Source organism: Streptomyces sp. GSL17-111 (assembly GCF_037911585.1).
Lineage (GTDB): Bacteria > Actinomycetota > Actinomycetes > Streptomycetales > Streptomycetaceae > Streptomyces.
Genome location: NZ_JBAJNS010000001.1, coordinates 4,452,389 through 4,475,073, shown reverse-complemented (window position 1 = coordinate 4,475,073; position 22,685 = coordinate 4,452,389). Strand labels below are relative to the sequence as shown.

At 72.2% G+C, this 22,685-nt stretch carries 16 protein-coding genes and 1 riboswitch; of the genes, 8 read left to right on the top strand and 8 right to left on the bottom strand.

The features are described 5' to 3' along the window. The first annotated feature begins 49 nt into the window (after positions 1–49). From V6D49_RS19965 to V6D49_RS19940, 6 genes are all read left to right on the top strand, one after another. The gene (locus V6D49_RS19965) at positions 50–1,381 is read left to right on the top strand and encodes an NAD(P)/FAD-dependent oxidoreductase (protein ID WP_340561636.1); all 1,332 of its coding nucleotides are present in this window, start codon (positions 50–52) and stop codon (positions 1,379–1,381) included. Between the two features lie 59 nt (positions 1,382–1,440). Then, a complete protein-coding gene (gene nirB, locus V6D49_RS19960; protein ID WP_340564161.1) occupies positions 1,441–3,996 on the top strand; it encodes a nitrite reductase large subunit NirB in 2,556 nt (851 codons plus the stop codon). After that, positions 3,993–4,418, top strand: a complete 426-nt coding sequence (gene nirD, locus V6D49_RS19955) for a nitrite reductase small subunit NirD (RefSeq protein ID WP_340561634.1) — start codon at positions 3,993–3,995, stop codon at positions 4,416–4,418. Before nirB ends, nirD begins: the two co-directional genes overlap by 4 nt. 113 nt (positions 4,419–4,531) lie before the next feature. Beyond that, positions 4,532–5,482: an aldo/keto reductase gene (locus tag V6D49_RS19950; RefSeq protein ID WP_340561633.1), complete on the top strand. Its 951-nt coding sequence runs from the start codon at positions 4,532–4,534 to the stop codon at positions 5,480–5,482. Between the two features lie 458 nt (positions 5,483–5,940). Then, a riboswitch (cyclic di-AMP (ydaO/yuaA leader) is annotated at positions 5,941–6,118 on the top strand. A 3-nt stretch (positions 6,119–6,121) separates the two neighbouring features. Further along, on the top strand, positions 6,122–7,489 hold the full coding sequence (locus V6D49_RS19945) for a transglycosylase family protein (protein ID WP_340561632.1): 1,368 nt from the start codon (positions 6,122–6,124) through the stop codon (positions 7,487–7,489). Positions 7,490–7,687: 198 nt separating this feature from the next. Further along, positions 7,688–8,842: an alkaline phosphatase PhoX gene (locus V6D49_RS19940; protein WP_340561631.1), complete on the top strand. Its 1,155-nt coding sequence runs from the start codon at positions 7,688–7,690 to the stop codon at positions 8,840–8,842. A 175-nt stretch (positions 8,843–9,017) separates the two neighbouring features. On the opposite strand, the gene ppdK is transcribed toward V6D49_RS19940, so the two are convergent. Beyond that, complete coding sequence (gene ppdK / locus V6D49_RS19935) at positions 9,018–11,762, bottom strand: pyruvate, phosphate dikinase (protein WP_340561629.1); 2,745 nt, start codon at positions 11,760–11,762, stop codon at positions 9,018–9,020. A 764-nt stretch (positions 11,763–12,526) separates the two neighbouring features. Between ppdK and V6D49_RS19930 the strand changes: the two genes are divergently transcribed. Beyond that, on the top strand, positions 12,527–13,981 hold the full coding sequence (locus tag V6D49_RS19930) for an MGH1-like glycoside hydrolase domain-containing protein (protein ID WP_445330557.1): 1,455 nt from the start codon (positions 12,527–12,529) through the stop codon (positions 13,979–13,981). On the opposite strand, the gene dusB is transcribed toward V6D49_RS19930, so the two are convergent. The 5 genes from dusB to V6D49_RS19905 all read right to left on the bottom strand — a co-directional run bounded on the left by dusB (position 13,927) and on the right by V6D49_RS19905 (position 18,370). Further along, positions 13,927–15,060, bottom strand: a complete 1,134-nt coding sequence (gene dusB / locus V6D49_RS19925; RefSeq protein ID WP_340561627.1) for a tRNA dihydrouridine synthase DusB — start codon at positions 15,058–15,060, stop codon at positions 13,927–13,929. The two genes, V6D49_RS19930 and dusB, sit on opposite strands and share 55 nt — an antisense overlap. A gap of 19 nt (positions 15,061–15,079) precedes the next feature. Continuing rightward, complete coding sequence (locus tag V6D49_RS19920; protein WP_191207908.1) at positions 15,080–15,508, bottom strand: Fur family transcriptional regulator; 429 nt, start codon at positions 15,506–15,508, stop codon at positions 15,080–15,082. 94 nt (positions 15,509–15,602) lie between these two features. Next, positions 15,603–16,481, bottom strand: coding sequence for a metal ABC transporter permease (locus V6D49_RS19915; protein WP_340561626.1), 879 nt, complete (start codon positions 16,479–16,481; stop codon positions 15,603–15,605). Beyond that, the gene (locus V6D49_RS19910) at positions 16,478–17,263 is read right to left on the bottom strand and encodes a metal ABC transporter ATP-binding protein (protein ID WP_340561624.1); all 786 of its coding nucleotides are present in this window, start codon (positions 17,261–17,263) and stop codon (positions 16,478–16,480) included. The genes V6D49_RS19915 and V6D49_RS19910 overlap by 4 nt, the downstream gene beginning before the upstream one ends. A gap of 36 nt (positions 17,264–17,299) precedes the next feature. After that, positions 17,300–18,370: a metal ABC transporter substrate-binding protein gene (locus V6D49_RS19905; RefSeq protein WP_340561622.1), complete on the bottom strand. Its 1,071-nt coding sequence runs from the start codon at positions 18,368–18,370 to the stop codon at positions 17,300–17,302. 165 nt (positions 18,371–18,535) lie between these two features. Between V6D49_RS19905 and V6D49_RS19900 the strand changes: the two genes are divergently transcribed. Then, entirely contained in the window at positions 18,536–19,918 is a 1,383-nt protein-coding gene (locus V6D49_RS19900; RefSeq protein ID WP_340561620.1) for a glycine--tRNA ligase, read from the top strand. An 81-nt stretch (positions 19,919–19,999) separates the two neighbouring features. Here the strand turns inward: V6D49_RS19900 and V6D49_RS19895 are convergent, their stop codons facing one another. Next, complete coding sequence (locus V6D49_RS19895; protein ID WP_340561618.1) at positions 20,000–20,824, bottom strand: isoprenyl transferase; 825 nt, start codon at positions 20,822–20,824, stop codon at positions 20,000–20,002. 700 nt (positions 20,825–21,524) lie between these two features. After that, positions 21,525–22,544: an aldo/keto reductase gene (locus tag V6D49_RS19890; RefSeq protein WP_340561617.1), complete on the bottom strand. Its 1,020-nt coding sequence runs from the start codon at positions 22,542–22,544 to the stop codon at positions 21,525–21,527. Positions 22,545–22,685: the final 141 nt, after the last annotated feature.

Genomic DNA, 22,685 nt, shown 5'->3' with positions numbered 1-22,685 from the left:
AAACAGCCGGGAACCCACCGGGTAACAGCGACGCCGCACGCTGGGGGACATGACCTCGAAACAGCGTGTGGTGGTGATCGGCGGCGGCATGGCCGGAGCCCGGCTCGTGCAGCAGCTCGGCCGCGCCGCCGACGCGCCCGGGCGCTCCCGGCACGCCGTCACCGTGATCGGCGAGGAGCGGCACCCGCCGTACAACCGGGTGCTGCTCGCCGAGGTGCTGGCCGGGCAGTACACGCCCGACGTCATCGCCCTCCCGGCCCCGGGCCCCGACGTGCGGCGGCTGACGGGCGTCCGGGCGGTGCGCGTCGACCGGGCCGAGCGGCGGGTCGTCTGCGACGACGGCGGCGTCGTCGCGTACGACGCGCTCGTCCTGGCCACCGGCTCGAACCCGGTGCTGCCGCCGGTGCGCGGCCTGTTCGACGACGGCGGCCCCGGCGTCGCCGACGCGGGCCTGCCCGACGGCGTCCACCCCTTCCGCACCCTCGACGACTGCGCCGCGCTCGCCGGAGCGGCCGGGCCCGGCAGCCGGGCCGTGGTCATCGGCGGCGGGCTGCTCGGCGTCTCGGCGGCGCGCGCGCTGGCCGCCCGGGGAGCCCAGACGGTCCTCGCCCACCAGGGTGAGCACCTGATGGAACGCCATCTGGACGCCACCGCCTCCGACCTGCTGCGCACCCACCTGACGGGCCTCGGCGTCGAGGTGCACACCGAGTGCCGCGTACGCGGCCTCGGCACGGGGCGCGACGCCCGCACCGGCCGCCGCACGGTGCGCTCGGTGACGCTGGCCGACGGCTACGCGCTGGACACCGACCTCGTCGTGCTGGCCTGCGGGGTGCGGCCGCGCACCGGGCTGGCGCAGGCCGCCGGACTCACCGTCGCCCGGGGCGTCGTCGTCGACGACGGGCTGCGCACCGACGACCCGCACATCTTCGCCATCGGGGACTGCGCCGAGCACCGCGGCACCGTCTACGGCCTGGCCGGTCCCGCGCAGGAGCAGGCCGACGCCCTGGCCGCCGTGCTGCTGGGGCGGGACCCCGCGCCCCGCACCGCGTACTCCCCCACGGCCCCGCCCGTCCCCGCGCGGGCCGGCGGCCCCTACACCGGCACCCGTGCCCTGACCCGACTGACCCTCGCCGGCCCCGGACCCCTGGACCTGGCGGCCTTCGGGGAGACCGTGCCGCGACCCGACGACGACGTCGTGCACCTGGCCGACGCCACCCGGGGGGCGTACCGCAAGGTCGTCGTCCGGGGCGACCGGCTCGTCGGCGGCATCCTGCTGGGCGACCTCGGCACCGTCGGCGCGCTCGCCCGCACCTGGGAAGGGGACGAGCCCCTGCCCTCCGCACCGCTGCTCCACCTGCTCACGAACGATGGAGGCCTGTGACCGTGTCGCACTCGTCCCAGCCGCAAGCGAAGCCGACGATCGTCCTGGTCGGCCACGGAATGGTCGGGCAGCGCTTCCTCGAAGCCCTGGCCGCCGAGGGCGTCACCGCCCGCGCCCGCGTCGTGGTGCTGTGCGAGGAGCCCCGCCCGGCCTACGACCGGGTCCAGCTCACCTCGTACTTCTCCGGCGTCACTCCCGAGCAACTGTCCATGACCGACGAGGCGTTCCTCGCCGAGCACGGCGTCGAGCTGCATCTGGGCGACCCGGCCGAGACGGTGGACCGGGCCTCCCGCACCGTCACGGCCCGCTCGGGGCGGACCTTCCGCTACGACACCCTGGTGCTGGCCACCGGTTCGTACCCGTTCGTACCGCCGGTGCCGGGCAAGGACAGCGCGGGCTGCTTCGTCTACCGCACCATCGAGGACCTGCTGGCCATCGAGGAGTTCGCGAAGAACGCCACCTCCGGCGTGGTCGTCGGCGGCGGGCTGCTCGGGCTGGAGGCGGCGGGGGCGCTCAAGGGCCTCGGCGTGCGGGCGCACATCGTCGAGTTCAACGACCGCCTCATGGCCCTCCAGGTCGACGACGGCGGCGGGGCCGCGTTGCGCCGCAAGATCGAGGACATGGGCCTGACCGTCCACACGGGCGTCGGCGGCAAGGAGATCACCGCGAACGCGGACGGGACGGTGACCGGCATGGTGCTGTCCGACGGCTCCACCCTCGACACCGACATGGTGATCTTCTCCGCCGGGGTGCGCCCCCGCGACCAGCTCGCCCGCGACTGCGGTCTGGACGTCGGCGAGCGGGGCGGTGTCGTCGTGGACGCCCGGTGCCGCACCAGCGACCCGGCGGTCTACGCGATCGGCGAGTGCGCCAAGGCCGTCGACGGGATGGTGTACGGACTGGTCGCGCCCGGCTACGAGATGGCCGAGGCGGCCGCCGCCGCCATCGCCGGGACGGCGGCGGGCGAGGGCTTCACCGGCGCCGACACCTCCACCAAGCTCAAGCTCCTCGGCGTGGACGTGGCCTCCTTCGGCGACGCGCACGGGACGGCCGAGGGCTGCCTCGACGTCATCTACGCCGACTCCCGCGCGGGCGTCTACAAGAAGCTCGTCATCGCCTCGGACGGCGCGCTGCTCGGCGGCGTCCTCGTGGGCGACGCCGACGCCTACGGGCTGCTGCGGCCGCTGACCGGCTCCGTCCCGCCGGTCGCCCCCGAGTCGCTGGTGCTGCCGGCCGGCGCCGGCGCGCCCGCGCAGCTCGGCCCGTCCGCGCTGCCGGACGAGGCCGTCGTGTGCAGCTGCCACAACGTCACCAAGGGGACGATCCGCGCCGCCGTCACCGAGCACCGGTGCGGCACGGTGCCGGAGGTGAAGAAGTGCACGAAGGCGGGGACGGGTTGCGGCAGTTGCGTGAAGGTGCTCGGCCAGCTCGTGGACGCCGAGCTGACCGCCCAGGGCATCGAGGTGGACCCGGGGCTGTGCGCCTGCTTCGGCCAGACACGGCAGGAGCTGTACGAGATCGTGCTCGCGCTGCGGCTGACGTCCTTCCGGCAGCTCCTGGACGGCCACGGCCGCCCCGAGGCGCGCGGCGGCGAGGGCTGCGAGGTCTGCAAGCCCGCCGTCGCCTCGATCATCGCCTCGCTCGCGCCGACCATCGGCGCCGGGGGCTACGTCCTCGACGGTGAGCAGGCCGCCCTCCAGGACACCAACGACCACCACCTCGCCAACCTCCAGCGCAACGGCTCCTACTCGATCGTCCCCCGCGTCCCCGGGGGCGAGATCTCGCCGGAGAAGCTCATCGTCATCGGCCAGGTCGCGCAGGACTTCGGCCTGTACACGAAGATCACCGGCGGCCAGCGCATCGACCTGTTCGGCGCCCGGGTGGACCAGCTCCCACAGATCTGGGCGCGGCTGGTGGACGCCGGGTTCGAGTCGGGACACGCCTACGGCAAGGCACTGCGGACGGTGAAGTCCTGCGTGGGGCAAACCTGGTGCCGCTACGGCGTGCAGGACTCGGTGAAGATGGCCATCGACCTGGAGCTGCGCTACCGGGGCCTGCGCGCCCCGCACAAGCTCAAGTCGGCCGTCTCCGGCTGCCAGCGGGAGTGCGCCGAGGCGCAGAGCAAGGACTTCGGCGTCATCGCGACCGCGGGCGGCTGGAACCTGTACGTGGGCGGCAACGGCGGCGCCACACCCCGGCACGGCGACCTCCTGGCGCAGGACCTCTCCGACGCCGAACTCGTCCGGCTCATCGACCGTTTCCTGATGTTCTACATCCGTACCGCCGACCGGCTGGAGCGCACCTCGGTGTGGCTGGAGCGCATCGAGGGCGGCCTGGACCACGTCCGCGACGTCGTCGTCCACGACTCCCTGGGCATCTGCGCGGAGCTGGAGGCCATGATGGCCGAGCACGTCGCGGGCTACCGGGACGAGTGGGCCGAGACCCTGGCCGACCCGGAGCGGCTGCGGCGCTTCGTCTCCTTCGTCAACGCCCCGGACGCCCCCGACCCCTCGGTGCGGTTCGTGCCGGAGCGCGACCAGAACAAACCCGACCTCGACATCCTGGCCGGCCCGGACCTCCCCGTCCGCACCCTCGAAGGAGCACCCCTGCCATGACCGACGTGCTGACCCCTGACGCCCCCGCCGCGACACCGACCGTCACCGGGGACGCCGCAGCCACCGGGGACACCGCCGCCAACGCCGCCACGGGCACGGCGCGCGTCGAGGTGCGGACCGGCGGCGCGTGGGCGGCCGTGTGCGCCGTCGAGCACCTCGTCCCCGGACGTGGCGTCGCGGCCCTGCTGCCCGACGGCGGCCAGATCGCGCTGTTCCTCGACCGCACCGGCACCGTCCACGCCATCGGCAACCGTGACCCGTTCACCGGCGCCTACGTGCTCTCCCGGGGCCTGCTCGGCTCGGTTGACGGAGCACCCTTCGTCGCCTCGCCGCTGCTGAAGCAGCGCTTCGACCTGGCCAGCGGACGCTGCCTGGACGACGAGACCGTCACGGTGCCCGCGTACGCGACGCGCGTGCGGTGACCCCCGACCGGCGCCGCCCCGCCCTGTCCGTCGGGCGGCGCCCCACCTTCCGGGCCCGGCCCGGCCGCCTCGCGCGTGCCGCGCCGGGCCCGGCCGCATGGAAGGCTGGCGGGGTGACGACGACAACGAACACCGCCCCCCTCCTGTACGGCTGCATGGGTCTGGGCGGCGCCTGGGACGCGGCCGGGTACGAGGCGGCGGACGTCGCCGAGGCCGAGGCGGCCGTGGAGGCCGCCCTCGACAGCGGGATCACGACGTTCGACCACGCCGACATCTACGGGCGGGGGAAGGCCGAGGCCGTCTTCGGCGAGGTCCTCTCCCGCACGCCGGGGCTGCGCGAGCGGATCACCCTCCAGACCAAGTGCGGCATCCGGCTCGCCGACGGCGAGCGCCCCGGCGTCTACGACCTGCGCGGCGGCAGCATCACGCGGCGGGTGGAGGAGAGCCTCACCCGGCTCCGGACGGACGCGCTCGACGTGCTGCTCCTGCACCGGCCCGACCCCCTCGCCGATCCGGACGGGATCGCCGAGGCCCTGACGTCCCTGCACCGGCAGGGCCTCGTCCGCCGCTTCGGCGTCTCCAACATGAGCGCGGCACAGATCGCCCTCCTCCAGTCGCGGACGGACGTACCGCTGGAGGTGAACCAGCTGGAGATGAGCCTCCACCGGCGCGACTGGCTGGAGGCGGGCGTCCTCGTCAACACGCCCGAGGCCACCGGGAACGGCTTCCCCCACGGCACGGTGGAGCACTGCCAGGCCGCCGGAATACGGCTCCAGGCGTGGGGGGCGCTCGCCCAGGGCCGCTACACCGGACGTCAGGGGACGGACGCCGAGCGGGCGACGGCGGAGCTGGTGGCGGAGCTGGCCGAGGTGAAGGGCACGACGCCCGAGACCGTGGTGCTGTGGTGGCTCCAGCGCCACCCGGCGGGCGTGGCACCGATCGTCGGCAGCGTACGGCCGGAGCGCATCCGTGCCTGCGCGGACGCCGCGCTCCGGCATCCGGCCCTCAGCCACGAGGAGTGGTACGCGCTCTGGTTGACGGCCCGCGGTGTCCCCCTGCCGTGAGGGCCCCACCGCGACAGCCCGCCAGCACCGCCAGCGCGAACTCCCCCCCGGACCACCAATAAGCCTCACAAGAGACACAAACGGACATTACGACCAGGCTCGCCTGATGCACCATCAGAACAAGAGCGCCGGGATTGGACCGATATAAAGAGGCGACCGACGGGCAGGTGACCGGACTCACAGCACCCCGGACCGTGTGCGATCGCACCGCCGGCCCCGTTGTCACCGCCTCGCCAATTTCCCTGCTGACCAGGGATTTTCGGACATACGGAAAGATCCGCCCTCTTACGCTCGGAATCAGCCCCGGTGCGCACCGTGCCGAAGGCCCGTCCCGGTGGTCTCGTCACCGGGCCCAGCCGCTTGTCTGGTGCAAAGCGTTGTGTTTACGGTTCCTCCGCACCGCATCGGATGCGGTGCCCTACCGCCGGGACGCCGAATCCTGCCGCCCGGCCGGGGGAATTCCTGAAAGACCAGGGCGGCAGGAGCGGGGGAACCAGGTAAGCGCCGTGCCGTGTATCCGTACCGGTACGGCTAGGGGTGAAGCCACGACCCGACGCGTTTCGGCGCGAGGGGAGTGGCCGGGCTTCTCCGGTCCGAATCCGACAGCTCACCTCGTAGGCGTAGGAGAGGAACACACCTATGTCCCGTGGTCGTCACCGCCGTCCGCGCAAAGCCCTGATAACCCGTCACGTCGCCCGTGCTTCCCTCATCGCCACCGCCGGTGGCGTGGCCGTGCCCCTCGCCGCGGGCTCCGCGAGCGCCGCCGACGTCTCCGTGTGGGACAAGGTCGCCCAGTGCGAGAGCACCGGCGACTGGTCGATCAACACCGGTAACGGCTTCTACGGCGGCCTGCAGTTCCAGCAGTCCTCCTGGGAGGCTGCGGGCGGCACGCAGTACGCCCCGCGCGCCGACCTCGCCACCAAGGACCAGCAGATCGCCGCCGCCGAGCGCCTGCTGGAGATGCAGGGCCCGGGCGCCTGGCCCGTCTGCGGCCCCCGTGCCGGTCTGGCCAAGAACGGCCCCGCCCCGCAGATCGACCCGGCCGGGGACACCGCCGAGCCGAAGGCCGAGAAGACCGAGAAGGCCGACAAGAAGGCGGAGCCCAAGCCCGAGCCCAAGGCCGAGAAGCCCGCCCCGAAGGCCGAGAAGGCCCCCGAGCCCACGAAGGCCGACAAGGCCGACAAGGCCGACAAGGCCGACAAGGCCGACAAGAAGGCCGCGACCGCCGAGGACTACACCGTCGTCAGCGGTGACACCCTCTACGGCATCGCGACGGTCCACGCGGTGGACGGCGGCTGGAAGGCCGTCTACAAGACCAACCAGGGCGTCGTCGGCTCCGACCCGGACCTGATCTTCCCCGGACAGCGCCTGAGCCTGGACGTGACCGAGGCGGCGGCTCCGCAGCAGGACGAGGGAGCCAAGGCCGAGCCCAAGCCGGAGCCGAAGCCCGAGAAGCCCGCGAAGAAGGCGGAGCCCAAGCCGGAGCCCAAGCCCGAGCCCAAGGCTGAGCCCAAGGTGGAGAAGCCCGCTCCGGAGCCGGCCAAGGAGGCCAGCAAGCCCGAGCCGAAGGCCGAGAAGCCGGCCGAGCAGGCGGCTCCGGCGAGCGGCTGGGTCCGCCCGGTCGACGCCTCGCCGAGCACGCCGTACCGCGCCACCGGCTCGTCCTGGTCCAGCGGTTACCACACCGGCGTGGACTTCTCCGCTCCGTCCGGCTCCACCGTGCGCTCGGTCGGCGCGGGCACCGTGGTCTCCGCTGGCTGGGGCGGCTCGTACGGCAACCAGGTCGTCATCAAGCACGCGGACGGCCGCTACAGCCAGTACGCCCACCTGTCCTCGCTCTCCGTCTCCACGGGCCAGAGCGTGACCGGCGGGCAGCAGATCGGGCTGGTCGGTTCCACCGGCAACAGCACCGGCCCGCACCTGCACTTCGAGATCCGCACCGGGGCCGGCTACGGGTCGGACATCGACCCGCTGGCGTACCTGCGGGCTCAGGGCGTCAGCATCTGATTCCCAGCCCCACGGTTCTCCCCTGACCCGAACCGGTCGCGCCCATCACCGGCGCGACCGGTTCGGGTCGTTCACGCGGCGGTGGCGAGCCGTTGCGGCGACCGTCGCGAAGGCGCCATGCGGCGCTCCTAGGGTCCTGCGGGCTGGACCCCGGCGCCGCCTGGGCGACGGGGCCGAGACGACTCCGGTGAGGTATCCGTGGAACGTCGCTCCTTCCTGCGCGGCACCGTGGTGAGCGGTTCGGCCGTCGCCTTCGGTTTCACCCTCATGCGCGGCGCCGCCTACGCGGACCCGGCCCAGCCGGGACCGAGCCCCTACGGTCCGCTCAACTCCCCCGACGCGAACGGCATCCGGCTTCCCGACGGGTTCGGCAGCCGCGTCGTCGCCCGCTCCGGCCAGACCGTGAGCGGCACCTCCTACGTCTGGCACAGGGCACCCGACGGCGGGGCGTGCTTCCCCTCCGGCAGCGGCTGGATCTATGTCTCCAACTCGGAGATCAACCCGGGCGGCGGAGCGAGCGCCCTCCGGTTCAACTCCTCCGGGTCGATCACGGGGGCCTACCGCATCCTCTCCGGCACCCGGCAGAACTGCGCGGGCGGGGCCATGCCGTGGGGCACGTGGCTGTCCTGCGAGGAGGTCGACCGCGGGTACGTCTACGAGACCGACCCCTACGGCACGCACGGCGCGGTGCGGCGCGCCGCGATGGGACGGTTCAAGCACGAGGCCGCGGCGGCCGACCCGCAGCGCGAGGTGGTCTACCTCACCGAGGACGTCAGCAACGGCTGCTTCTACCGTTTCGTACCCGACACGTGGGGCGACCTGTCCTCCGGCCGGCTCCAGGTGCTGACGGCGGGTTCCGGCACCGCCGGGTCCTTCGGCTGGGCGGACGTGCCCGACCCGAGCGGCTCCACCGCCACGCGCCACCAGGTCTCGGCCGCCAAGCACTTCAACGGCGGCGAGGGCTGCCACTACGCGGACGGCGTCGTCTGGTTCACGACCAAGGGCGACGGCCGGGTGTGGCGGCTGAACCTGGCGGCGAGCACGTACGAGCTGGCCTACGACGACTCACTCGTCGGCGGGAGCGCTCCGCTGACCGGGGTCGACAACATCACCGGCGCGTCCTCCGGTGACCTGTTCGTCGCCGAGGACGGCGGCAACATGGAGATCTGCGTGATCACGCCGGACGAGGTCGTGGCGCCGTTCCTGCGGATCGACGGGCAGTCCGGCTCCGAGATCTGCGGACCGGCCTTCTCCCCCGACGGCACCCGGCTGTACTTCTCCAGCCAGCGCGGGGCGAGCGGCAGCTCGTCCGGTGGCATCACCTACGAGGTGACCGGCCCCTTCCGCAGCTGACGCAGCTGACGCAGCAGACCCGGCCGACGCGGCAGACCCCGCCGATCGACGGGCCCGGCGGAGAGAGGGGGCGGTGCGGCACCTCCGCACAGGTGCCGCACCGCCCCCTCCGTGGTGCCGGGGCCGCCGCGCGGTGAGGGTGCGCGGCGCGGCGGCCCCGGTGGTCCGGCCCCGGTCAGCGGCTGTCGCTGCCCGCGCTCTCGGCCGCCGCCCGGCCCGCCTCCAGGCGGGCGACGGGGATGCGGAACGGGGAGCAGGAGACGTAGTCCAGGCCCACCTCGTGGAAGAAGTGCACCGACTCCGGGTCGCCACCGTGCTCGCCGCAGACGCCGAGCTTGAGGTCGGGCCGGGTGGCCCGGCCGTCCGCCACGGCGTCCGAGACGAGCCTGCCGACGCCGTCCTTGTCGATCGTCTCGAACGGGGAGACGCCGAAGATGCCCTTCTCCAGGTAGGCCGTGAAGAAGCTGGCCTCCACGTCGTCGCGGCTGAAGCCCCACACCGTCTGGGTGAGGTCGTTGGTGCCGAAGGAGAAGAAGTCGGCCGACTCCGCGATCTGGCCGGCGGTCAGCGCGGCGCGGGGCAGCTCGATCATCGTGCCGAGCGTGAGCTTCAGCTCGACGCCGTGCTCGCGCTCGATCTCCTCGATGACGCGCTCGGCCTCGTCGCGGACGATCTCCAGCTCCTGGACCGTGCCGACCAGCGGGATCATGATCTCCGCGCGCGGGTCGCCCTTGGCGGCCTTCCGCTCGGCCGCGGCCTCGGCGATGGCCCGGACCTGCATGGTGAACAGGCCCGGGATGACGAGGCCGAGGCGGACGCCGCGCAGGCCCAGCATCGGGTTCTGCTCGTGCAGCCGGTGGACGGCCTGGAGGAGCCGCAGATCGTTCTCGTTGGCGTCCTTGCGGGCCTCGGCGAGCGCGACCCGTACGGACAGCTCGGTGATGTCGGGCAGGAACTCGTGCAGCGGCGGGTCGAGCAGCCGGACGGTGACGGGCAGTCCGTCCATCGCCTCGAAGAGCTCCTTGAAGTCGCCCTTCTGCAGCGGGAGCAGGGCGTCGAGCGCCTGGCTCCGCTCGGTGTCCGTGTCGGCGAGGATGAGCCGCTCGACCAGTTCGCGGCGCTCGCCGAGGAACATGTGCTCGGTGCGGCACAGCCCGATGCCCTGGGCACCGAACCGGCGGGCGCGGGCGGCGTCCTCGGCGTTGTCGGCGTTGGCCCGCACGCGCAGCCGGCGGACGCGGTCGGCGTAGGCCATGACCCGGTGCACGGCCTGGACGAGCTCGTCCGCGTCGTCCGCACCCGCGTGCATGCGCCCCTCGAAGTACTCGACCACGGGCGAGGGCACGACGGGCACCTCGCCCCGGTAGACCTTGCCGGTGGAGCCGTCGATGGAGACGACGTCCCCCTCGTCGATCACCAGGGTGCCCTTGCCGTCCGGCGCGGGGGCGGTCAGCTGGCGGCGCTTGGTGTCGACCTCCAGGTCCTCGGCGCCGCAGACACAGGTCTTGCCCATGCCCCGGGCGACGACGGCGGCGTGCGAGGTCTTGCCGCCGCGCGAGGTGAGGATGCCCTCGGCGGCGATCATGCCGTCCAGGTCGTCGGGGTTGGTCTCGCGGCGGATGAGGATGACCTTCTCACCCGAGCGGGACCACTTCACGGCGGTGTAGGAGTCGAAGACGGCCTTGCCGACGGCCGCGCCCGGCGAGGCGGCGATGCCGCGCCCGATCTGGTCGGCCTTGGCGCTGAGGTCGAAGCGGGGGAACATCAGCTGGGCGAGCTGTGCGCCGTTGACCCGCTGGAGCGCCTCGGCCTCGTCGATGAGGCCCTGGTCGACGAGTTGCGTGGCGATGCGGAACGCGGCGGCGGCGGTGCGCTTGCCCACCCGCGTCTGGAGCATCCACAGCTTGCCGCGCTCGATGGTGAACTCGATGTCGCACAGGTCCTTGTAGTGGAGCTCCAGCGTCTCCATGATCTGCATCAGCTCGTCGTAGGACTTCTTGTCGAGCTGCTCCAGGTCCGCGAGCGGCACGGTGTTGCGGATGCCCGCGACGACGTCCTCGCCCTGGGCGTTCTGGAGGTAGTCGCCGTAGACGCCCTGCTGCCCGCTGGCCGGGTCGCGGGTGAAGGCGACGCCGGTGCCGGAGTCGGGGCCCAGGTTGCCGAAGACCATGGAGCAGACGTTGACGGCCGTCCCCAGGTCGCCGGGGATGCGCTCCTGGCGGCGGTAGAGCTTGGCGCGGTCGGTGTTCCACGAGTCGAAGACCGCGCGGATGGCCAGGTCCATCTGCTCGCGGGGGTCCTGCGGGAAGTCCCGCCCGGTCGCCGTGCGGACGATGTCCTTGAACCGGTCGACGAGGGTCCGCAGGTCGGCGGCGTCCAGCTCGACGTCGGTGACGGCGCCCTTGGCCTCCTTGGCCTCCTCCAGCGCCTCCTCGAACAGTTCGCCGTCCACACCGAGGACGGTCTTGCCGAACATCTGGATGAGGCGCCGGTAGGAGTCCCAGGCGAAGCGCTCGTCACCGGCCTGGGCGGCCAGACCGGTGACCGAGGCGTCGGAGAGGCCGATGTTGAGGACGGTGTCCATCATGCCGGGCATGGAGAACTTGGCCCCGGAGCGGACGGAGACCAGCAGCGGGTCGTCGGCCTGGCCGAGGCGCTTGTCCATCTGCCGTTCCAGCGCGGCGAGGTGCTCGCCGACCTCGTCCCGCAGCGCGGGGGGCTCGGTGCCGTTCTCCAGGTAGAGGCAGCACGCCTCGGTGGTGATGGTGAACCCGGGTGGCACCGGGAGACCGAGATTCGTCATCTCCGCGAGGTTCGCGCCCTTGCCGCCGAGGAGATCCTTGAGGTCCTTGTTGCCCTCGGTGAAGGCGTACACGAACTTGGTGGTGTTCGTGGATACGTGATCGTGAATTTCCGGCACGGGACTCGCTCCTCGTGTACGGCCTGCCTAGCTGCCCTGACGGCGGGGAGCGTACCCAGATCCAAGGCCGATGAGCAGGGGCAGCGGCACGTCGCAGGGCCACAACCACCCATCCGCCAGCGGATCGAAAGTAAAGGCTCCCCCAAGGAGCCGACCGCACCGCGTTCGAGAGATGAACGCATCATGACGCAGCGCGGCCCCCCGACCGCCACCCGATCACCGTGAGCGACGATGACCGCCTCCCGGCACTCCGGCGGAGGTGGCACTGAGTGCCGCTCATTGGAGAACTGGACACACCAAGGGAGCGCTCATGTGAGCAGGTTTCGTATCACTCGTGGCGAGGATCACGGAGTCACCCCCGCTGCGTCCCAGGATTCGGACGGACGTCACCCTTCCGTCACCGACACCGTCGCCGGCCCCGGACGGCACCCGCACCGAGCGCCCCGACCGCACCGCCGTCGATCGATGTGATGTGCACCACGGCGGCGTCACTCCCCGCACTCGTCGGAGAGCTCCGCGCCGGGCGGGCGGTCGAGGACGTGCGCGGGCGCCACGCGTCCCCCCACGCCGCGGGCGGGAGTTGACCGGAGGCGTCCGATTCACCGGCCCTGTCACGGTTCCGTCCGTCCGGTGTGTCAAGATTTCACCGGTGTGACCTACCTACTGTTCCCGGCCCGGCCCGGAGACGCATACTGCTGCGAGTTCGTTCACCCGACACCGGCGACGACCGCGCCGCCGGGAGACATCCGACACCGGAGCCCCTCGTGGACCGCGTGACCGAGACCGCGCTGCTGACCACCGTCCCGCACCAGACCGCCCCCGCGCCCGAGCGCCCGGCGGTCCGCCCGACGGTGCTCGCCCGCCGCGCCGCACGCGTCCTGGCCGTCAACCGGACCGGTGGCGCGACCGTCCCGGCCCGCAGCCTCTACCCCCACCAGTGGAGCTGGGACTCCGGGTTCATCGCGATCGGCCTGCGCCACCGCTTCCCCCTCCGCGCCCAGCAGGAGCTGGAGACGCTGCTGGCCGCCCAGTGGGAGGACGGCCGCGTCCCGCACATCGTCTTCAACCCCGTCGTGCCGCGCGGTGCCTACTTCCCCAGCCCCGACTTCTGGCGGTCCTCCGACGCGGGCCGACCCGCGGGCGCCCCCCGCGAACGCGAGACCTCCGGCATCGTCCAGCCGCCCGTCCACGCGCTGGCCGCGTGGCTGGTGCACCGGGCCGACCCCGAGCTGTCCCGGCGGCGTGCGTTCCTGGCGCGGGCGTACCCGAAGCTGGCGGCCTGGCACGCCTACCTGGCCACCCGCCGCGACCTCGGCGGACACGGGCTCGCGGCCTGCGTCCACCCGTGGGAGCCGGGGATGGACAACAGCCCCTGCTGGGACGCCCCGCTGACCCGCGTCCCGCCGGCCCCGCGCGGTTCCTTCCGGCGCGCCGACCTCGACCACGGCGCTCCCGCCGACCGTCCGACGGACCTGGACTACGGTCGCTACGTGCGGCTGGCCGCCGACTACCGGGACTCCGGCTACCACGACGGCTCCGCCTTCGCCTTCGCCGTGGAGGACCCGGGCTTCAACGCGCTCCTGACCGCCTCCGAGCACGCACTCGCCGACATCGCGCGCGAGCTGGGCCTCGGCCACCGGTGCACCGCGCACGAGGAGCGGGCACGGCGACTGACCGAGGCCATGGTGCGGCGCCTGTGGTCGCCGGGGAGCGGACAGTTCCTCTCCCGCGACCTGGTCGCCGGTGGGCTCGTCGCCGAGCGCAGCGCGGCCGGCCTGCTGCCGCTGGCCGTCCCGGGCCTGCCCGGCGGCGTCGCCGCGGCGCTGGTCCGCACGGCCGCCGGGCCGCACTTCGCGCTGGACGGGGGCATCGGCATGGTGCCCAGCTACGACCTGCGCGGAGGGGCGTTCGACCGGCACCGCTACTGGCGCGGCCCCGCCTGGTTCAACGTGAACTGGGTGCTGGAGCACGGGCTGCGCCGCCACGGGTACGCCGGACGGGCGGACGCGCTGCGGGCCGCGATGCTGACGCACGCGGACGCCACCGGGTTCGCCGAGTACCTCGACCCGGTCACCGGGGAGGCGCGCGGAGCGATCGACTTCGGATGGACGGCGGCGCTCACCCTCGACCTGCTCGCCACCCGGGGCGAACCCTGGACCGGCGGTCAGCCGCCCGAGGTGTCCAGCTCGGCGTCCGAGCCGACCGCCGCACAGGCGTAGGGGTCGTCCAGCCAGCCGTCGGGCAGGACGACGCGGTTGCGCCCGTGCGTCCGCCCGCGCGGCCCCTCGGCCCCCGGCGGCCAGGGCTGGTCCAGGTCCAGGCCGTCCAGCAGGGAGCGCAGCTCCGCCAGGGACGCCGCCGTCGCGAGGCTGCTGCGCGCCTGCGAGCCGACCGAGAAGCCCTTGGTGTACCAGGCGACGTGCTTGCGGAAGTCGATGACGCCCCGGGCCTCGTCCCCCAGCCACTCCCCCAGCAGCCGCGCGTGCCGCACCATGACGTCGGCGACCTCGCGCAGGGTGGGCGCGGCCGTCTCCTGCGCCCGGCCCTCGAAGACGGCGACGAGGTCGCCGAACAGCCACGGCCGGCCGAGGCAGCCCCGGCCGACGACGACGCCGTCGCAACCCGTCTCCCGCATCATCCGCACGGCGTCCCGCGCCGACCAGATGTCCCCGTTGCCGAGCACCGGGATCTCCGTGACGGCCTCCTTGAGGCGGGCGATGGCCGTCCAGTCCGCCGTGCCGGAGTAGTGCTGGGCGGCGGTGCGGCCGTGCAGGGCGATCGCGGTGACGCCCTCCGCCACGGCGATGCGCCCCGCGTCCAGGTAGGTGAGGTGGTCGTCGTCGATGCCCTTGCGCATCTTCATCGTCACCGGCAGACCGTTCGCGCCGGTGACGGCCTCGCGCAGGATGTCGCGCAGCAGGTTGCGCTTGTAGGGCAGGGCGGAGCCGCCGCCCTTGCGGGTGACCTTCGGAACGGGGCAGCCGAAGTTCAGGTCGATGTGGTCGGCCAGGTCCTCGTCGGCGATCATGCGGACGGCCTTGCCGACCGTCACCGGGTCCACGCCGTAGAGCTGGATGGACCGGGGACGCTCGGAGGCGTCGAAGCGGACGAGCTGCATCGTCTTCTCGTTGCGTTCGACGAGCGCCCGGGTGGTGATCATCTCGCTGACGAAGAGCCCCTTGCCGCCGCTGAACTCCCGGCACAGCGTCCGGAACGGGGCGTTGGTGATCCCCGCCATGGGCGCGAGCACGACGGGGGGCGTCACGGCGTGCGGGCCGATCGCGAGCTGCTGGGACATGGCCTGACGCTTCTTTCCGCTACTTCTTCTTCCGGTCCGGGCGCGCCGCGCACTCCCCGCAGGTGCCGAAGATCTCGACGGTGTGCGCGACGTCGACGAAGCCGTGCTCGTCGGCGATGGCGTCGGCCCACTTCTCCACCTGCGGCCCCTCCACCTCGACGGCCTTGCCGCAGGAGCGGCACACCAGGTGGTGGTGGTGGTCGTCCGTGCTGCACCGGCGGTAGACGGCCTCGCCCTCGTCGGTGCGCAGCACGTCCACCTCGCCGGCGTCGGCGAGGGACTGGAGCGTGCGGTAGACGGTCGTCAGCCCGACCGAGTCGCCTCGGTGCTTGAGCATGTCGTGCAGCTCCTGCGCACTGCGGAACTCGTCGACCTCGCTCAGTGCCGCCGACACCGCGGCGCGCTGCCGGGTCGAACGGCCACGGACTGGGGGACCTGCGGTCGCCACCGTTGCCTCCTTAAGGGCACCCCTTCGGGTGAATCGGCTCGCCCTGGTCGCGCTCAATTGTGCCAGGTGTGGCAGCAGCGACCGGGCGTGCCCGTCAGCCCCCGGCCGGCTCCCTGCTCAGCATGCCCGACGGCACCTCGTCCCCGGCCGCCCGCACCGCCCGCCGACGGGTGACGAGCGGCGTCAGCGCGGCCAGGGCGGCGAAGACCGCGATGGCCAGCAGGACGATCGTCGCCCCCGGCGGTACGTCCGCGTAGAACGACACCACCGTGCCGGAGACGGCCACCAGCGTCCCGAGGGTGACGGACAGGCCCAGCGTCACCGCGAAGCCCCGGGTGACCTGCTGGGCCGCCGCGACCGGGATGACCATGAGGGCGCTCACCAGCAGCAGCCCCACGACCCGCATCGCCACGGTGACCGTCACGGCCGCCGTCACCGCGAGCAGCAGGTTGAGCAGCCGCACCGGCAGCCCCGTCACCCGGGCGAACTCCTCGTCCTGGCAGACGGCGAACAGCTGGCGGCGCAGCCCGAGGCACACCGCGAGCACCGCGCAGGACAGCAGCACGACGGCCGTCACGTCCTCGGCCGCCACGGTGGTGACCGAGCCGAACATGGCGGTGAGCAGGTCGGCGGTCGAACCGCCGGGGGCCAGGTTGATGATCATGACGCCACCCGCCATGCCGCCGTAGAACAGCAGGGCGAGGGCGATGTCGCCCCGGGCCTTGCCGTACCAGCGCACCAGCTCGATGGCCACCGCGCCGGCCGCCGAGACGAGGACCGCCGTCCAGACGGCGTTGGTGCTGAGCAGGAAGCCGAGCGCCACACCGGTCAGGGCGATGTGGCCGATGCCGTCGCCCATGATCGCCTGGTGGCGCTGGACGAGGTAGATGCCGACGGCGGGCGCGGCGACGCCGACCAGCAGCGCGGCGAGCAGCGCGCGCTGCATGAACGCGTAGTCGAGAATCTCGATCATGAGAGCTGCCCCGTTTCGATCCTGGGGACGGCGGACGCCGGGTGGGCGACCTCGCTGTCGTGCGGGTGGCAGGCCGGGTCGTGCAGCTGCTCGGGACGCGCGACGCGCTCCACCCGGCCGTCGCGCAGCACCACGGAGCGGTCGATGAGCGGCGCCAGCGGCCCCAGCTCGTGCAGCACGAGGAGCACCGACGCCCCCGACGCCACCTGCTCGCGGAGGGCGTCGGCGAGGACGTGCTGGCTGGCCAGGTCCACACCGGCCAGCGGCTCGTCCATGATCAGCAGCTCCGGCTCACCGGCCAGGGCGCGCGCGATGAGCACCCGCTGGTGCTGACCGCCGGAGAGGGCGCTCACCGAGTCCTTCGCACGCCCGGCCATGCCGACCAGCTCCAGCGCGCGCTGGACGGCCGCCCGGTCCGCGCGGCCCAGCGGCCGCAACCGGTGCCGGGCCAGCCGACCGGAGGAGGCGACCTCACGGACGGTGGCGGGCACGCCCGCCGCCGCGGTGGACCGCTGCGGCACGTACCCGACGCGCCGCCAGTCGCGGAAGCGCCGCAGCGGCGTGCCGAACAGCTCCAGCTCACCGGAGGTCAGCGGCACCCGGCCGAGGACCGCGCGCACGGCCGTCGACTTCCCGGAGCCGTTGGCGCCGAGCAGCGCGACGACCTCGCCGCGCCCGACGGCCAGGTCGATGCCCCGCAGCACCGGACGCGCACCGAGGACGGCGTGCGCTCCGCGCAGGGATATGACGGGGGTGCCGTCGTCGGGGGCCGGGACGTCCATGTGGTGCTCCTTACGTGGCTCCGGTCGCCGGCTCCGTCACGCGGTGCCGAGCGCCTTCTGCAGTGCGGTCAGGTTCGCGCGCATGACCTCGAGGTAGTCGTCCCCGCGGGAGGCGTCGGTGATGCCCTCCAGCGGGTCCAGCACGTCCGTCTCCAGGTTGAGGTCCGTGGCCAGAGCCTGCACGGTGCCGTCGCTCGCGTTCGTCTCGAAGAAGACGGTCGTCACGCTCTCGCGCTCGGCGACGGCGTGCAGGTCCTTCATCCGGGCGCCGCTGGGCTCCTCGTCCGGGCTGATCCCGGCGATGGCCTCCTGATCCAGCCCGTAGCGGGCGGCGAGGTGGCCGAAGGCGGCGTGGGAGGTGATGAAGGTGTTCGTCTCCGGGTTGCTCAGGCCCTCCTCGAAGGCGGTGTCCAGCTCGCCCAGCTCGGCGACGAGGTCGTCGGCGTTCTTGCGGTAGTCGGCCGCGTGGTCGGGGTCGGCCTCGGCCAGCGCCTCGCCGACGCCCTCCGCGACGGCGGCGTACTGCACCGGGTCGAGCCACACGTGCGGGTCGAGACCACCGTGGTCGTGCCCGTCGTGCCCGTCGTGGCTGTCGCCCTCGTCCTCGCCCTCGTGGCCGTGGTCGCCCTCGTGGCCGTGGTCGCCCTCGTGGCCGTGGTCGTCCTCGCCCTCGTGGCCGTGCTCCTCCTCGGCGGGCGCGCCGTGCGTCTCGGTGCCGCCCTCCGGGCGCGGTGCCTGCTCGGCCAGCTCGGACGCCTCAACGACGTGCTCGACGCCGGACTGCTTCACCGCCTCGTCGACGGCGGGCTGCAACCCCTCGACGTAGACGACGAGCCCGGCCTCCGTCAGCTCGGCCGTCTGCCGCGGGCTGATGACCAGATCGTGCGGGTCGACGCCGGGACCGGTGAGGGTGCTGACGGCGACGTGCTCCCCGCCGATCTCCTCGGCCAGGAACTCCATCGGGTAGAAGGAGGCGACGACGGCCAGCTTGCCGTCCTCGGTGGTTCCCGAGTCGCCCGATCCACAGGCGGTCAGTGCGGACAGGGCGAGAGTGCAGGCCCCGGCGACCGCGGTGGCGGATATGAGAGGGCGGCGTCGAGCGTTCATGACACTCATTTTCAACACTGTTGGAAACCGTTGTCAAATTCGAACAGCGTTCGCACGCTCCGTGACCGGCCGGGCGTCGTCCTCCCCCGCACCGATTTGATCCGGGGGCCTCAAGCGCCGGTAACCTGAGCTATTCCGTCGTCGTTTCGTAACGAAGAGAGCACCGTGGCCGCCGACAAGATCGACACCATCGTCAGCCTCAGCAAGCGCCGTGGCTTCGTCTACCCCTGCAGCGAGATCTACGGCGGTCAGCGGGCCGCCTGGGACTACGGCCCGCTGGGCGTGGAGCTGAAGGAGAACATCAAGCGCCAGTGGTGGCGTGCGATGGTCACCGCCCGCGAGGACGTGGTCGGCATCGACTCCTCGGTGATCCTCGCGTCGGAGGTGTGGCAGGCCTCCGGGCACGTCGCCACCTTCACCGACCCGCTCACCGAGTGCACCTCCTGCCACAAGCGCTTCCGCGCCGACCATCTGGAGGAGGCGTACGAGGCCAAGCACGGCCGTCCGCCCGAGGGTGGCCTGGCCGACCTCAACTGCCCCAACTGCGGCAACAAGGGCACCTTCACCGAGCCCAAGCAGTTCTCCGGCCTGCTCTCCACCCACCTCGGCCCCACGCAGGACTCCGGTTCGGTCGCCTACCTCCGGCCGGAGACGGCGCAGGGCATCTTCACCAACTTCAGCCAGGTGCAGCAGACGGCGCGCCGCAAGCCGCCGTTCGGCATCGCCCAGATGGGCAAGTCGTTCCGCAACGAGATCACGCCGGGCAACTTCATCTTCCGCACGCGGGAGTTCGAGCAGATGGAGATGGAGTTCTTCGTCAAGCCGGGCGAGGACGAGCAGTGGCACGACTACTGGATGGAGCAGCGCTGGAACTGGTACCGGGGGCTCGGCCTCTCCGAGGCCAACATGCGCTGGTACGAGCACCCGAAGGAGAAGCTGTCCCACTACTCCAAGCGCACCGCTGACATCGAGTACCGGTTCAGCTTCGGCGGCTCGGAGTGGGGCGAGCTCGAGGGCGTCGCCAACCGCACCGACTACGACCTGAACGCCCACTCCGCCGCCTCCGGTCAGGACCTGTCGTACTTCGACCAGGAGGCCGGCGAGCGCTGGACGCCGTACGTCATCGAGCCGGCCGCCGGTGTGGGCCGCGCGATGCTCGCCTTCATGCTGGACGCCTACATCGAGGACGAGGCGCCCAACGCGAAGGGCAAGATGGAGAAGCGCACGGTCATGCGCCTCGACCCGCGTCTGTCGCCGGTCAAGGTCGCCGTGCTGCCCCTCTCCCGCAACGAGCAGCTCTCCCCGAAGGCGCGCGGTCTGGCGCAGACGCTGCGGGGCCACTGGAACATCGACTTCGACGACGCGGGCGCCATCGGCCGCCGCTACCGCCGTCAGGACGAGATCGGCACGCCGTTCTGCGTCACGGTCGACTTCGACACGCTGGACGACAACGCGGTCACCGTGCGCGAGCGCGACACCATGAAGCAGGAGCGCGTCTCGCTCGACCAGGTGGAGTCCTACCTGGCGAGCCGCCTCATCGGCTGCTGACGCCCGCGGGGGCGGCCACGTCCCGCCCCCGGCCCTCGGCCCCGGTCCGCCCCAGGCGGCCGGGGCCGAGGCGTCGGCGGCTCAGGTACCCGTGGCCGGACGGGCCGGGACCTCGTTGGGCAGGGCACCGCCGAAGCGCCGGTCGCGCTGGGCGTACTCCAGGCAGGCCCGCCACAGGTCGCGGCGGTCGAAGTCGGGCCAGAGGACGTCCTGGAAGACCATCTCGGCGTAGGCGCTCTGCCAGATCAGGTAGTTCGACGTGCGCTGCTCACCCGAGGGGCGCACGAAGAGGTCGACGTCCGGCATGTCCCGGTAGTAGAGGTACTTGCCGAAGGTCTTCTCGTTGACCTTGGACGGATCCAGCCGGCCGTCGGCCACGTCGCGCGCGATCGCCGCGGCGGCGTCGGCGATCTCGGCGCGACCGCCGTAGTTGACGCAGAAGTACAGCGTCATCGCCCGGTTGTTCTTCGTCTGCTCCTGCGCGATCTGAAGCTCCTGGACGACGGACTTCCACAGCTTCGGCATCCGCCCGACCCAGCGGATGCGGATGCCGAGGGCGTCCATCTCGTCGCGGCGGCGGCGGATGACGTCCCGGTTGAAGTTCATCAGGAAGCGCACCTCCTCCGGCGAGCGCTTCCAGTTCTCGGTGGAGAAGGCGTAGAGGGAGAGGTTCTTGACGCCGATCTCCAGGCAGCCCTTGAGCACGTCGAGCACGACCGCCTCGCCCATGCGGTGCCCCTCGGTGCGCGGCAGGCCGCGTTCCTTCGCCCAGCGCCCGTTGCCGTCCATCACGACCGCCACGTGGTTCGGCACGAGTTCGGCGGGGATTTTCGGCGGACGGGCGCCGGAGGGGTGGGGTTCGGGTGCGGTGTAGCCACGGGACGCGCGCGACTGCCGGCTCAGCATGCTCAACTCCTTGACGTGCTCCCTGGCCTCAGGGCCAGTGACTGCGGCCTGGGTCGGCTGACCCTTCCGCGGGCTTCCTGCTTCACCGCGCTGTGCCGGGACTCTCGTCCTGGTCTTACCGGCGCTCCACGAGGCGTTTGGTGTCTCCGCCCGCCCGGCGGCGACAATACAGCGTCCTTCGAAGAGGACGTTGCGCGCTGCGTTGTGGTCCCGGTCGTGCACGGCCTTGGCGAGACGCGCTGCGCCCGAGACCGGACACCGCGAGGTCTTCCACGAACACCGCTTGGTTGTCGCGCATGGTCGGTGTGGAGGCCTGTGGTGCCAGTCCCGGCGCCGGTCCGCCACCTTGGCGTGCTGGCGTGCGACTCTGACGCGGGCCTTGGCCCGGTTCCTCGACCCCTTGGCCTTGCGGGACACATCCCGCTGAAGGCGCCCCGGCTTCTTCTCCGCCCGGCGCGGAAGGCGCGGGCTGTCGACCTTCCGAGTACGACCCCGACGACCCGCGCATGGGTCCCGGAGCGGGTCGGTCAGCCATGACGGAGGCACGGGCACAGGCCCCTGGTGATCACAGAGTGTCGCCACTCCACGATCACCGGGACCTGGGCCCGACGTGTCGCCGGAGACCTCCCACGCCGCCTGTTTGCGCGCGTGCGGCGGATCGCTGACGGGCCGCCGGGTGAGGAGGCTCTCGCTGGGACGATCAGCGTCGCCGCAGTGACGAGTCGAGCAGCGCGGGCGGAGTGTCGTTCTTCTCGTGTGCGGCGAGATCGGTGCCGGGGGCGACGATGCCGTCGATCGCGTCGAGTACGTCGGCGGAGAGCGTGATGTCTGCGGCGGCGAGCTGCGAGTACAGGTGGTCCAGCGTGCGAGGGCCGAGGAGGGCGCTGGTCACGCCGGGGTGCGCGGTCACGAAGGCGAGTGCGAGCTGGATCATCGTCAGGCCGGCCTCGTCGGCGACCTTGGCCAGTTGCTCGACGGCGTCGAGCCTGGCCCGGTTGGAGGGGATGGTGGTGTCGAAGCGCTGCGGCATGAAGGTTGAACGGCTGGTGGTGATCTCACTGCCCTCGCGGATCGCGCCCGACAGCCAGCCCGAGGCCAGCGGGCTCCACACCATCACTCCGAGCCCGTACTGCTCGGTCACGGGCAGGACGTGCGTCTCGATGCCGCGCTGCAGGATCGAGTAGCTGGGCTGTTCGGTGACGTAACGGCTCAAGCGATGTTCACGGGCGGCCCACTGGGCTTGCACGATGCGGTAGGCCGGAAAGGTCGAGGAGCCGAAGTAGCGGATCTTTCCCGCGCGCTGCAGGTCGGTCAACGCCGACAGGGTCTCCTCGTCGCTGGTGTTCGAGTCCCACCGGTGGATCTGGTAGAGGTCGACGTGGTCGACGCCGAGCCGACGCAGGCTGTCCTCCAGCGCGGTGACCAGCCAGCGGCGCGAACCGCCCTGGCGATTGCGCTCGTCGCCCATCGGCATGGTCGCCTTCGTGGCCAGCACGATGTCGTCGCGGCGCCCGCCGATGGCCTTGCCGACCATCTCCTCCGACTCGCCGCCGCTGTACACGTCGGCGGTGTCGATCAGGTTGATCCCCGCCTCCAGCGCGGCGTCGACGATGCCTGTGACCTCGTCCTGCGTGGTGCGCCCGATCTTTCCGAAGTTCATCGCGCCGAGCGCGAGGGTACTGACCTGCACACCGGTGCGGCCCAGGATGCGGTACTGCATGACCGTGTCTCCTCATGAGGGGTGAAGCGCGGTGCGTTACATGGCTTGGTTACCCGGCCCTGCTCTGACATCATGAGCAAAGCGGAACCTTGTTCCGGAAACGATACGGAACATCGTTCCGCTTTTGCAAGCGCAGAGTGG